Below are 12340 nucleotides of genomic sequence, written 5' to 3' on the forward strand. Positions count from 1 at the left end.
AGATAAATTATTAAAATGTAGCCTTTTTGCTTCTTTGTGGCAATACCGAAGGCACTTCCTACGGTCGCAAAAGAACTGAGGGCGTGGGGCAAAGCTGCCACAGATAAAAAACTTAAAAAATATTCTTCTAACAAAAGGCAATCACTCCAACATATTCTATTATAAAATTTTCATTTCAGCAACTTCATAGCTTTATATCTTTCAATATCTTTGCTATGCTTGAATCTAAACTGTCCCTCTCTGCTTCCAATTTGCTTATCTCTTCCCTTATACTTTTTAAATCTATATTATCCTCATCTTCAAAAGAATCTATATAGCGAGGTATATTCAAATTATATTCATTATCCTCTATTTCTTTAAGGCTTACAACCTTAGAATATTTTTCTATATCTTTTCTATCTTTATAAGCTTTGTATATTTTCTCTACATCTTCATCTCTTAAACGGTTTTGATTCTTGCCTTTCTCGCATTCCTTGCTCGCATCTATAAATAAAACATCTTTCTCTTTTCTGTCTTTCTTAAATATCAATATACATGCTGGTATAGAAGTACCATAAAATAAATTATTTGGAAGACCTATAACCGCGTCAAGTAAATTATCTTTTATTATATTTTCGCGTATTATGCCTTCAGAAGAACCTCTAAATAATACACCATGAGGCATTACAACAGCAGCAATTGCATTATCTGACATACTGCTTATCATATGAAGCACAAAAGCGTAATCTCCTTTACTCTTAGGCGGAACACCATATTCAAATCTATTATACTTATCATCATTTTTATCGCCCCATTTATCCAAACTAAAAGGCGGATTTGCTACTACTATATCGAATTTCATTAATTTATCATCTTCCAAGAATTTAGGCTCTTTTATAGTATCGCCCCATTCAATTTTTGCTATATCGCCTATTTCATGCAAATACATATTCATTCTGCATAGCGAATAGGTTTGAGCATTTTTTTCTTGGCCGTATATACTGCAATTATCTTTTCCTATTTCTTTAAATACTTTTATAAGCAGAGAACCGCTTCCGCAAGTGGGGTCATATATTCTTACGCCTTTTCTGCCGCTTACAAGTTTGGATATAAGTATAGAAACCTCAGGCGGTGTAAAGAACTCGCCTCCCTTTTTTCCGGCATCGCCTGCAAAGTTCTTTATTAAATATTCATAAGCATCGCCCATCACATCATTATTTTCTAAAGCACTCGGATTGAGATTTAAAGAAGGGTCATTAAAATCTTCTAACAAGTTTTTTAATACTGTATTTCTTGTGCTTGTAGAACCTAATTTAACTTTATCATTAAAATCTATATTATTAAATATGCCTGTAAATTTACTGCGGTTTAAATCTTCTATTTTTAATAATGCTTTATTAATAATCTCCCCAATTTTAGGGTCTTCTTTTTGAGATACCAAATAATCAAAGCTTGCATCTTCAGATATTATATATTCCATTCTATCTAAATTTCTTTTAAGTCTATCTTTATCTGAGCCATATTTCTTTTCAAGTTCTTGTGCTTTTTCTTTATTGAAGTCAGATAAATATTTGACGAATAGCATACTTAAAATATAGTCTTTGTATAGCGATGAGTCGATGGACCCTCTAAAAGTGTCGCAAGCTCTCCAAACGATACTTTGAATAGTTTCTTTAGTAGTTTTGTTCATTTTGAAGTCTCCTTTTTGTTTACCTTTTATAGATTTTATTATTAGTGGTGGCTTTTGCCCTACGAGCTGTAGCACCTTTCCGCACGGTATAGCCTTTTATTAACACATATCTTTTATGCGTGCGGGTTGTTATTTTTTAGTACACAATAAATATTTTTTAGATTCTTACCTCTCCAGTTAATAGTTTTTGCATCACGCCTTTTTTTTGAAGCTTGCGAAGATGTAAAAGCTGTTTAAGAATTTCTATATCTTTGTCAATGAGCGTAAGCAGTTCAGCAATCTTGTTTTGCTCTTCGAGGCTTGGTAATAGGATACTATATTTTATAAATTCTTTATGGTCAAACTCAAATTCTCTTCTTGTTGATTTTCTAGTTATTTTATTTTTTATCCTATCTATAGCTTTTCTAATATAAAAATATCCAAATTTAGGATTTAATAAATTTGTATTTATAGAATATACTCTATATACTGGACTACAGCATCCATAATCTAAATTAATATTTACATTAATTTCATCTATTCCAATACCTACAATTAAATCATTTTTTTTAAAAACTTTATGTTTATCTATACTATGTCTAAAATCATCTAATTCCTTTATTCCATTTTTTCCAATAGTATATTGTTTTAATTTATTAGTATTAGGAATTGAATATTCTTCTACAATATCTCGTAAGTTTATTTCTCTCCACTCATCTTTAAAACCATTAAAACGCACCTTTCCTGTAAGCACCCTTTGCATCACGCCTTTCTTATAAATCTCTTTTTTCTCTATGAGCTTCGTGAGGTTTTCTATTAACTTATCGCATAACGACAACACTTCGGCAATACGTTTTTGCTCGTCAAGGGGAGGAAAATAAAAACTCAAGTTCTCTAATTTTATTATGGTTAATGCTTTTTGTGATGAACCCATAGAAATTTCTAATATTTTATTTTGATTATATTCAAATAAAAACTCTAAAAATTTAGGGTATTCTTTTATATTTTTTAACCATATTAAATTACCATCTTTAAAATAGAAAGGTTTATCATCATCTATCATATAAGCATTACCTATAGTTCCGACGGCAGTAATTAAAATGTCATTTTTTTTTGGTACACCATAATTATTTTTTAATTCTATATATCTTTCTTCGCTTATATAAAATAGTTCTTTTATTTTTTCTTTATTTTTTAGTAGGGTTATTTCTTTACCTCTATAAAATGGTATTCCATTTTTTACATATTCTTTTTCGTAAATTCTTTTACTTGATGTTACTTCAGATATATCAGAAATCTTTTTTTCCTGCCAGCCGCGGGGGAGGGGGTGGTTCATAGTTATCGCTCCTTTATACATTATTATTACTATTGCTGCAGTTCTTTTGGTTCTTTTATACCAATAAAAGAACTGGGGTGCGGTGCAAAGCCCTGCAATATATTTAAGTTTTTTTAATACTATTTGCCCTTATATATTTTTTATTTGTTTTTATTTCAAATAATTTTTTATCATCAAATTTTGATTCGTAAATCTTTATTTTATTATTTTTTGTTTTAGTTATATTTATATTTTTTATTATATCATATATTAACTTTTTATCTTCTTCAGATGTTTCTGTGCCAAAATATATACTCTTTATGGGAAGTTTTATTGTAATTCCATTACTGTTTGCTGTAGCATCATAATATAATATTCTGTATTCATCTTCATATTCCCATTCTTTAGATTTTATATAAAATAACTCTAAAAGTTTTGTTATATTTTTATCACCTATTTTTATATCACTAAACCTTTTTATATAATCCATTTTTTCTTCTACCATATTTTTATCATAGTTTACTTTTCTAATGGTAGAATTATTATCAATAAAAATTTTTGAAATATTATATTCTATGCAAATTCCTTTATGTTTATCAGCATAATGACTCCACATTAATGTATTATCATTTTTTGATGATAAACAGCCAACTTTTATTCTATCTAATAAATCATTATAGTATTCATTATTTTTATTTTTTCTTTTGATACTTGGGTCAACAGGGTCATTGAATAATTTTGTATTGCTTAGCCATATTTCTTCATTTAAAATATTTTTTATTGTATCTTTATTAATCTTTGTATAATTGAATAAAGTTTTATTTATATTATATCTATCATCATTTTTTAAATCATATAGAATTATATCTTTTAAAAGACTATAGTATGAGTTGATTTCTATATTATTTTTTACTTTTTTTAAGTCATCAAACAAAAAGTATGTATATTCAAAAGATTTTGATTTTTCTAATAGTAATTTAGATTCTTCTATAAAAGTTTTATATAAATTTGATTCATTTTCTTTATCATTTAAATATCTAAAACACTCAGCTTTGTTTATATGTATTTTCAATTTGTTATATGATAAACCTAAATATTTTATCGAACTATTATAATCTTTTATTGCTTCCAAAAATAAATTATTATCATTAATTTTTTTTGCTAATTCTTGTTTTGTTAATCCTCTATGAAAATATAATCCAGCATATTTATTGTTATATTTAATACCAATATCAAAATCTTTTATAGCCTCTTCATATTTATTTAAATAATATTTAGTTATTCCTCTATGTAAATGTAAATCTATAAAATATTTATTATAAATATATATGCCATACATGTTAAGAGCATGTATTATATTTATGCCTTTATCAAAGTATTTTAAAGCTTGTTCATATTTTTCTATATATGAATAGAATATTCCTAAATTGTTATATGCAGGTACATAACTATTGTCTATTTCTATAGATTTCAAACAATCTTCTATTGCTTCATCATATTTAGATAAATATGATTTACATAATCCTCTATTAGAATATGAAATTTTATCGAAATTGTTTATTTCTATTATTTTATTAGAATACTCTATAGATTCTTTATACATATTTAAACGAACATAACATGAAGCTATATAAAAATAACAATCTGTAATAGTATATCCTAAACCTATATTTTCATTAAAATATTCCACAGCTTTTTTATAATCTTCAATAGCATAAAGATATTTTTTTAAATTATTATTAGCTATTGCTCTATTAAAATATATTTCAGAATTTATATATCCCAATTTAATAGCTTTATCAAAATATTTTTTAGCTTCTAAAGAATCATTATCAAAGCTATAGACTATACCTAAATAATAATATATTTCTCCATCATTATGATTATTTTCTATATAATTTTTGCATGCTATTTCTGCTTCTTTAAATTCCCGATTTTTAATTAATTTTACAATTTGATTTTTATTTAACATATAAAATGACCTATCTAATTAATAATTAAACTAAAAATTTTCTCATCACTCCTATATAAAATTTTTCTTTCTGCTCTAAAATGCTTCTTTCTATCTCCAATGACCGTTCAAATAGGCGGTTGGCTTCTATTATCTTCTTTTGCTCTTCTATATTTGGAATATTTATTTGTATTTCATATAGGTTTGATACGCCTACGGATATTATTCCTGTGCCTCGGGATTGTTTTTGTAGGAAATTTTGTATTTTTCTGCTTGAGTTTATGTAGATAGCTAAAAATTCAGGCATACATATATTTTGGGCTTTTTCCTTTAGTTTGATGTTGGCTATTAATGAGCTTATTATATAATCTTGGGCGTTATTTTTTATGATTATTGCTTTAAAAGGTTCTCTTAGTCTTATGAGTATGTCATTATTTTCGATGATGTTATAATTTTGTTGATATATTGTTATTGGTTCATTGTTTATGGAGTTAGGTTTGAATTCTGCAGAGAAATTATCGAATGCTTTTAGGTTAATGAGTTTAATGTTTATGGGGGGAGATTGTTTTTTTGCGGTTAATCTTTGTATTTGGCTTCCGATTTTGATGTCGGCTATATTTTTGAGGGGTATAGTTTTCATATTTAAGAGTATATGAAATTTTATGATAAAGTCAAGTGATTTTGTTTGAATAAAGTCTGTTGTATATTGAAATATAACAGTTTTTTATTATGATATGCGTTGCAGGTTCTTTTTAGTGTTTATATTTTTTAAAAAAATTCTAAAATTCGTTAAAAAACTATTGATTTTTTTGTTTTATTGTTTTATAATTTTCTAACTTTCAGAGAAGCGATTAAAGCGTTTAGTATTAGTTTTCTTTACATTTATGTAGATAAATACTATAAAAGCTCGGCTGTTATAAGCTGTTTCGTTTGAAGATAAAATTTTAATAATATAAATCCTTTTTAATAAAGGGTAAAAATAAAAAAATAAAGATTAGAGGTTTTGTATTGTATGCCTACAATTAATCAATTAGTAAGAAAAGGTCGTAAACGTATAGTAAATAAGACTAAATCACCTGCATTAATGAAATGTCCGCAAAGAGAAGGTGTTTGTACTCGTGTAACAACAACTACACCAAAAAAACCTAACTCAGCTATGCGTAAAATAGCTCGTGTAAGAATAACAAACGGTATGGAAGTAACAGCATATATTCCTGGTATAGACCATACATTACAGGAACACAACCGTGTATTAATAAGAGGCGGAAGAGTTAAAGACTTACCTGGTTGTCGTTATCACATAGTTCGCGGAAGCCGTGAAGCTACAGGTGTAGAAAAGAGAATGAAAGCTAGAAGTAAATATGGTACTAAAAAACCTAAGGCTTAATGGAGTGAATTAATATGGCAAGAAGAAGAAGAGCGCAAACAAGAAAAATAAATGCTGATCCAATTTACGGCAGTGTTGTTATAAGTAAATTTATAAACAAATTAATGTATGACGGCAAAAAAAGTAAAGCTGAAAACATTTTTTATAAAGCTATGGATTTGGTAAAAGAGAAAACAGGAAAAGATGGTTTAGAGGCTTTTAATGAAGCTATTAATAATATAAAACCGCAAGTAGAAGTAAAATCAAAAAGAGTCGGCGGTTCTACTTATCAAGTACCTGTTGAAGTTAGACCAGACAGACAAAACTCATTAGCTTTTACATGGCTTATAGATGCTTCAAGAAAAAGAGGCGGAAGAAGCATGATAGAGCGTTTGTCAAATGAAATAGCTGATGCAATAGAAGGTAAAGGTCAAGCAGTTGCTAAGAGAGATACAGTACATAGAATGGCTGAAGGTAACAAAGCATTTGCACACTTTAGGTGGTAAGGTTTAAGGAGAGAGAATAAGTGGCACGTCAAATTTCGTTAGAAAATACACGTAATATTGGTATTATGGCTCACATTGATGCTGGTAAAACTACTTTAAGTGAGCGTATATTATTCTTTACAGGTAAGACACATAGATTAGGTGAGGTTCATGAAGGTGCAGCTGAAATGGACTGGATGGAGCAGGAGAGAGAAAGAGGTATTACAATTACTTCTGCTGCAACTACTTGTTTTTGGAATGGTCATAGAATTAACTTAATAGATACTCCGGGGCACGTTGACTTTACTGCTGAGGTAGAAAGGTCTTTAAGGGTATTAGATAGTGCTGTAGGAGTATTTTGTTCAGTAGGCGGTGTTCAGCCTCAAAGTGAAACAGTATGGAGACAAGCAAGTAACTATAAAATCCCAAGAGCTATTTTTGTTAATAAAATGGACAGGATTGGTGCTAACTTCTACGCTGTTTTAGATCAAACAAGAGATAGATTAAAAGCAAACAGTCACCCAGTAGTTATACCTATAGGTGCAGAAAGCAATTTCGAGGGTGTTGTTGACTTAGTAAAAATGAAAGAGATAGTTTGGGTATCTGAAGACGGTATGAAGATGGAAGAGAGAGAAATCAGACCTGAACTAAAAGAACAAGCAGAAAAATATAGAAATGAATTATTAGAAGCAATCGTTGAATATGATGATGATGCTATGAATAAGTTCTTTGAAGGTGAGGAAATAGATATTCCTACAATAAAAAGACTTATAAGAACAGCTACATTAACAGCTGACTTCTTCCCAATGTTCTGTGGTACAGCTTTCAAAAATAAAGGTATTCAAGTATTAATAGATGCTGTAGTTGATTATTTACCATCTCCATTAGATAAACCTGAAATAGAAGGTACAGATTTAGATGGTAATGTTATAAAAAGAAAAGTAGCAGATGATGAGAAATTCAGTGCATTAGCATTCAAAATAATGACAGACCCGCACGTTGGAAAAATAGCATTCTTAAGAGTTTACTCTGGAATATTAGAAGCTGGTTCTTATGTATATAATGCTACAAAAGGTAAAAGAGAGCGTATCGGAAGAATACTTCAGATGCATGCTAACAAAAGAGAAGAGATTGAACAAGTATATTGCGGTGATATAGCAGCAGCAGTAGGACTTAAAGAAACTACAACAGGTGATACATTATGTCCTGAAAATGCTCCTATCATCTTAGAATCAATCAACTTCCCAGAGCCGGTAATTAACGTTGCTATAGAGCCTAAAACAAAAGGTGATAGAGATAAAATGTCTATAGCTTTATCAAGACTTGCTGAAGAAGATCCAACATTTAGAGTTAGTTTTGATGAAGAAACAGGTCAAACAATCATCGCAGGTATGGGTGAGCTTCACTTAGAGATTATCTGTGACAGAATGAAAAGAGAATACAAAGTTGAGGCAAATGTAGGTCGTCCTCAAGTATCTTACAGAGAAGGTATTAAGAAGACAGTTGAAGTTGAAGGTAAATTTGTACGTCAGTCTGGCGGTAAAGGTCAGTACGGTGATGTATGGTTGAGAATTGGACCTAACGAGCCTAATGCAGGATTCAAGTTTAACAATGAAATCGTTGGCGGTGTTGTTCCAAAAGAATATATACCAGCTGTAGAGAAAGGTTGTGTTGAGGCTATGAATACAGGTGTTCTTGCTAACTATCCAATGCTTGACGTTATAGTATCAGCATTTGATGGTTCATTCCACCCAGTAGACTCATCAGAGATGGCATTCAAAATTGCTGCTTCAATGGGTTTCAAAGATGGATGTAAAAAAGCAGACCCTTATTTGTTAGAGCCTATGATGAGTGTAGAGGTTGTAACACCAGAAGATTATATGGGTGATATTATCGGTGACTTAGCTTCAAGAAGAGGACAGGTTCACGGATTTACAGATAAGTCTGGTTATAAATCTATTAATGCTACAGTACCTCTTGCAGAGATGTTTGGTTATACAACAAGTATAAGAAACGTATCACAAGGTAGAGCAAGCTACACAATGCAGTTCTCACACTACGAGGAAGTACCTAAAAATGTAGCAGAAGAGATAATAGGTGCTAGAATGGGTAACACCAAATAAGTAAGAGATTAACAAAAAATAAAAATAAAATAAAAAACAATTTCCTAGAGAATAGGGATAAATAATTGGAGGATAAAAATGGCTAAAGGAACTTATGAAGGTACAAAAACACACGTAAACGTTGGTACTATCGGTCACGTTGACCATGGTAAAACAACATTAACATCAGCAATAACTGCAGTATCATCTGCAATGTTTCCAGCAACAGTACAAAAAGTTGCATACGATTCAGTAGCAAAAGCTTCTGAGAGTCAAGGTAGAAGAGACCCTACAAAAATTTTGACAATCGCTACTTCACACGTAGAATATGAATCAGATAACAGACACTATGCTCACGTAGACTGTCCAGGTCACGCTGACTATATTAAAAACATGATTACAGGTGCTGCTCAGATGGACGGTGCTATCTTAGTAGTATCAGCAGAAGACGGTGTAATGCCGCAAACAAAAGAACACGTACTTCTTTCAAGACAAGTAGGTGTAAACTACATCGTTGTATTCTTAAACAAATGTGATAAATTAGATGACCCAGAAATGGCAGAAATAGTAGAAGCAGAAGTAGTAGACGTATTAGACCACTATGGTTTCGATGGCTCTAAAACTCCTATTATTAGAGGTTCTGCAATCAAAGCTATTCAAGCAATTGAAGCAGGTAAAGATCCAAGAACTGATCCAGATTGTAAATGTATAATAGACCTATTAAACGCACTTGATACTTATATTCCAGATCCAGTACGTGAAACAGATAAAGACTTCTTAATGTCTATCGAAGACGTATACTCAATTCCTGGAAGAGGTACAGTCGTTACAGGTAGAATAGAAAGAGGACAAATTAAAAAAGGTGATGAAGTAGAAATCGTTGGAATAAGACCTACTAAGAAAACTACTTGTACAGGTGTAGAAATGTTCAAGAAAGAAGTTGTTGGTATAGCTGGTTATAACGTTGGATGTCTTTTAAGAGGTATTGAACGTAAAGAAGTAGAAAGAGGACAGGTATTAGCTAAACCAGGTACAATCACACCTCATAAAAAATTCGAAGCAGAAGTATATATCTTGAAAAAAGAAGAAGGCGGAAGACATAGCGGTTTCGTAAGCGGTTACAGACCACAAATGTACTTCAGAACAACAGACGTAACAGGAGTTATCAACTTACCAGAAGGCTCTCCAATGATAATGCCAGGTGATAACGCTAACTTAACAATCGAGCTTATCACTCCAATAGCTATGGAAGAGAAACAAAGATTCGCTATACGTGAAGGCGGTAAGACAGTAGGTAACGGTGTTGTAACAAAAATATTAGAATAATTTAAGGAAAGAAAATAAAAGGGATATGTTTTAATAAATGTATCCCTTAATATAAAGAATAAAAGCGAGTAATTCAAACTATGAAAGAACAGAAAATAAGAGTTAAATTAAAAGCCTTTGATATAGAATTAATTGATCAATCAGCTCAGTCAATAGTTGCTAGTGTAAAGAAGACAGGTGCAAGAGTATCAGGACCTATACCGCTACCAACAAGCATAAGAAAGGTAACAGTAATAAGAAGTCCGCATGTAAACATTAAGTCAAGAGAACAGTTCGAGATGAGAGTTTACAAGAGATTAATAGATATCTTTGATGTAACACCTCAAACAACTGAGTCTTTGAAGAAGTTGGCACTTCCAGCTGGCGTAGATGTACAGTTGAAATAAGAAAGGTTTTTTAAACTGTGTGAATAAAACTTTACTACGTTTTATTTATATGGTTATAATTTTAATAGTTTGACTTAAAAAAATTGGTAAAAAAGAAGTAGTAAAATCATTATAGAGGATTAGCCGATGGTAGGAATAATTGGCAGAAAATTGGGTATGACAACAGTTTTCGATGAAACTGGAAATGCTATAGCAGTAACAGTTGTAGAGGCTGGGCCATGCACAGTTATGCAGGTTAGAGATAATGAGAAAGATGGCTATAATGCTATTCAATTAGGTTATGGTGCTGTAAAAGAAAAGCATTTAAAAAAGCCACAAATAGGGCAATTTAAAAAAGCAAATTTAGAGCCTAAGAAATATTTAAAAGAATTTAGGTTAGATGATTCAAGTGCCTATACAGTTGGTCAGGAACTTAAAGTAGATATATTTCAAGCGGGCGATTTTATAGATGTTAGTTCTTTGAGCAAAGGTAGAGGATTTGCCGGCGTAATGAAAAGACATAATTACGATGGTGGTCCTATGAGTCATGGTTCTAATTTCAGAAGAAGAGCAGGTTCTATAGGTTGTAACAGTTACCCTGCAAGAGTATGGAAAGGCAAAGGTATGCCTGGTCATATGGGTAATACTTTAACTACTATACAAAACTTAAAAGTAGTTGAAATAAGACCAGAAGATAACTTGATTATGATTAAAGGTTCTATACCCGGAGCTATAAACGGTATAGTAAAAATCACTCAAGCAGCTAAGAAGAAAAATAAGAAGAAGAACTCAATGACTAAATAATAAAAGCAGGATGATAAAATGGAAGTAGTAATACTAAATGAAAATGGAGATAGCGTAGGTAATTTAGAGGTAGTTGACGAGATATTCAAATCAGAAGTTAACAACAATCTACTTTACGAAGCAATCAAAAATGAGTTGGCGAACAGACGTCAAGGAACTCACTCTACTAAAACAAGAGCAGAAGTTTCAGGAGGCGGTAAAAAGCCTTGGAGACAAAAAGGTACAGGTAGAGCAAGAGCAGGTTCTACACGTTCACCAATTTGGGTAGGCGGTGGTAAAACACATACTCCTAAGCCTAGAGATTATAGTTATAGATTGCCTAAAAAGATGAAACGTAAGGCTCTATTGTCTGTTTTATCTTTGAAATATGGTAACAATGTTCTTAAAGTTTTTGAGGATTTCACTTTTGATGCTCCAAAGACAAAAAGAATGGCAAGTTTTATAAGTAAGGTTAAAGAGCCAAATAGCAGAAAAGTAGCATTTGTAGTAGGTAAAGATGAGTCATTAGGTGATAATTACAATAAGTTATTATTATCTTTAAGAAACATCAAAGATTTAAAGCTTGTAAATGCAGACAGTATGTCTATACATCCTTTATATTATGCTGATGAAGTATACTTTACTAAAACAGCTTTATCTAAATTAAATGCTAGAATTAAGGGATAATAAATATGAGCATGTATTCACTTTTAATAGAGCCTATACTTACAGAAAAGAGTAATATCCTTAGAACTGAGCCTAAAGGAACAGAGAAGCGTTATTATGTATTTAGAGTAAGACAGGACGCTAATAAGCAAGAGTTGAAGAAAGCGGTTGAAAAAATATTTAATGTACATCCGCTAGATTGTAAGATAATAAATGTAAAGCCTAAGAAGAAAAATCGCAGAATGAGCAGACGCGGTTATACACGCAGTTATAAAAAAGCGATAATAGTTCTCGATGGCAAAGAATCAATAGATATAGTAAAATAAGTTGAGG

At 30.9% G+C, this 12340-nt stretch carries 12 protein-coding genes; 8 read left to right on the top strand and 4 right to left on the bottom strand.

Annotated elements, in window-relative coordinates; genetic code table 11:
- Positions 1-184: 184 nt before the first annotated feature.
- The 4 genes from Q0H31_RS00195 to Q0H31_RS00210 form a co-directional block, all read right to left on the bottom strand.
- A complete protein-coding gene (locus tag Q0H31_RS00195) occupies positions 185-1669 on the bottom strand; it encodes a type I restriction-modification system subunit M (RefSeq protein ID WP_295294882.1) in 1485 nt (494 codons plus the stop codon).
- A 157-nt stretch (positions 1670-1826) separates the two neighbouring features.
- Positions 1827-3005: a restriction endonuclease subunit S gene (locus tag Q0H31_RS00200; protein ID WP_295294883.1), complete on the bottom strand. Its 1179-nt coding sequence runs from the start codon at positions 3003-3005 to the stop codon at positions 1827-1829.
- An 82-nt stretch (positions 3006-3087) separates the two neighbouring features.
- Positions 3088-4935 (bottom strand): DUF2971 domain-containing protein, encoded by a 1848-nt coding sequence (locus Q0H31_RS00205; protein WP_295294885.1) that lies wholly within the window; start codon positions 4933-4935, stop codon positions 3088-3090.
- Between the two features lie 25 nt (positions 4936-4960).
- Complete coding sequence (locus tag Q0H31_RS00210) at positions 4961-5554, bottom strand: restriction endonuclease subunit S (protein WP_295294887.1); 594 nt, start codon at positions 5552-5554, stop codon at positions 4961-4963.
- Positions 5555-5926: 372 nt separating this feature from the next.
- Between Q0H31_RS00210 and rpsL the strand changes: the two genes are divergently transcribed.
- From rpsL to rplW, 8 genes are all read left to right on the top strand, one after another.
- The gene (gene rpsL, locus Q0H31_RS00215; RefSeq protein WP_014935282.1) at positions 5927-6301 is read left to right on the top strand and encodes a 30S ribosomal protein S12; all 375 of its coding nucleotides are present in this window, start codon (positions 5927-5929) and stop codon (positions 6299-6301) included.
- A 14-nt stretch (positions 6302-6315) separates the two neighbouring features.
- On the top strand, positions 6316-6786 hold the full coding sequence (rpsG, locus tag Q0H31_RS00220; protein WP_014933900.1) for a 30S ribosomal protein S7: 471 nt from the start codon (positions 6316-6318) through the stop codon (positions 6784-6786).
- Between the two features lie 20 nt (positions 6787-6806).
- The gene (gene fusA, locus Q0H31_RS00225) at positions 6807-8888 is read left to right on the top strand and encodes an elongation factor G (protein ID WP_295294889.1); all 2082 of its coding nucleotides are present in this window, start codon (positions 6807-6809) and stop codon (positions 8886-8888) included.
- A 78-nt stretch (positions 8889-8966) separates the two neighbouring features.
- Positions 8967-10193, top strand: a complete 1227-nt coding sequence (tuf, locus tag Q0H31_RS00230) for an elongation factor Tu (RefSeq protein WP_014935284.1) — start codon at positions 8967-8969, stop codon at positions 10191-10193.
- Positions 10194-10273: 80 nt separating this feature from the next.
- Complete coding sequence (gene rpsJ / locus Q0H31_RS00235; RefSeq protein ID WP_013243971.1) at positions 10274-10579, top strand: 30S ribosomal protein S10; 306 nt, start codon at positions 10274-10276, stop codon at positions 10577-10579.
- A 126-nt stretch (positions 10580-10705) separates the two neighbouring features.
- On the top strand, positions 10706-11362 hold the full coding sequence (gene rplC / locus Q0H31_RS00240) for a 50S ribosomal protein L3 (RefSeq protein WP_013243970.1): 657 nt from the start codon (positions 10706-10708) through the stop codon (positions 11360-11362).
- An 18-nt stretch (positions 11363-11380) separates the two neighbouring features.
- Positions 11381-12028, top strand: a complete 648-nt coding sequence (rplD, locus tag Q0H31_RS00245; RefSeq protein WP_013243969.1) for a 50S ribosomal protein L4 — start codon at positions 11381-11383, stop codon at positions 12026-12028.
- An 11-nt stretch (positions 12029-12039) separates the two neighbouring features.
- On the top strand, positions 12040-12333 hold the full coding sequence (gene rplW, locus Q0H31_RS00250) for a 50S ribosomal protein L23 (protein WP_173385055.1): 294 nt from the start codon (positions 12040-12042) through the stop codon (positions 12331-12333).
- The last annotated feature ends 7 nt before the right edge of the window (positions 12334-12340 follow it).

The organism is uncultured Brachyspira sp. (genome assembly GCF_934747485.1).
GTDB lineage: Bacteria > Spirochaetota > Brachyspiria > Brachyspirales > Brachyspiraceae > Brachyspira.

Coding starts and splice junctions, on each gene's coding strand:
- Q0H31_RS00200 (WP_295294883.1), bottom strand. CDS start 3,005: ATGTATAAAGGAGCGATAACTATGAACCACCCCCTCCCCCGCGGCTGG.
- rpsJ (WP_013243971.1), top strand. CDS start 10,274: ATGAAAGAACAGAAAATAAGAGTTAAATTAAAAGCCTTTGATATAGAA.
- rplD (WP_013243969.1), top strand. CDS start 11,381: ATGGAAGTAGTAATACTAAATGAAAATGGAGATAGCGTAGGTAATTTA.
- rpsG (WP_014933900.1), top strand. CDS start 6,316: ATGGCAAGAAGAAGAAGAGCGCAAACAAGAAAAATAAATGCTGATCCA.
- Q0H31_RS00195 (WP_295294882.1), bottom strand. CDS start 1,669: ATGAACAAAACTACTAAAGAAACTATTCAAAGTATCGTTTGGAGAGCT.
- Q0H31_RS00205 (WP_295294885.1), bottom strand. CDS start 4,935: ATGTTAAATAAAAATCAAATTGTAAAATTAATTAAAAATCGGGAATTT.
- tuf (WP_014935284.1), top strand. CDS start 8,967: ATGGCTAAAGGAACTTATGAAGGTACAAAAACACACGTAAACGTTGGT.
- rplW (WP_173385055.1), top strand. CDS start 12,040: ATGTATTCACTTTTAATAGAGCCTATACTTACAGAAAAGAGTAATATC.
- Q0H31_RS00210 (WP_295294887.1), bottom strand. CDS start 5,554: ATGAAAACTATACCCCTCAAAAATATAGCCGACATCAAAATCGGAAGC.
- rplC (WP_013243970.1), top strand. CDS start 10,706: ATGGTAGGAATAATTGGCAGAAAATTGGGTATGACAACAGTTTTCGAT.
- rpsL (WP_014935282.1), top strand. CDS start 5,927: ATGCCTACAATTAATCAATTAGTAAGAAAAGGTCGTAAACGTATAGTA.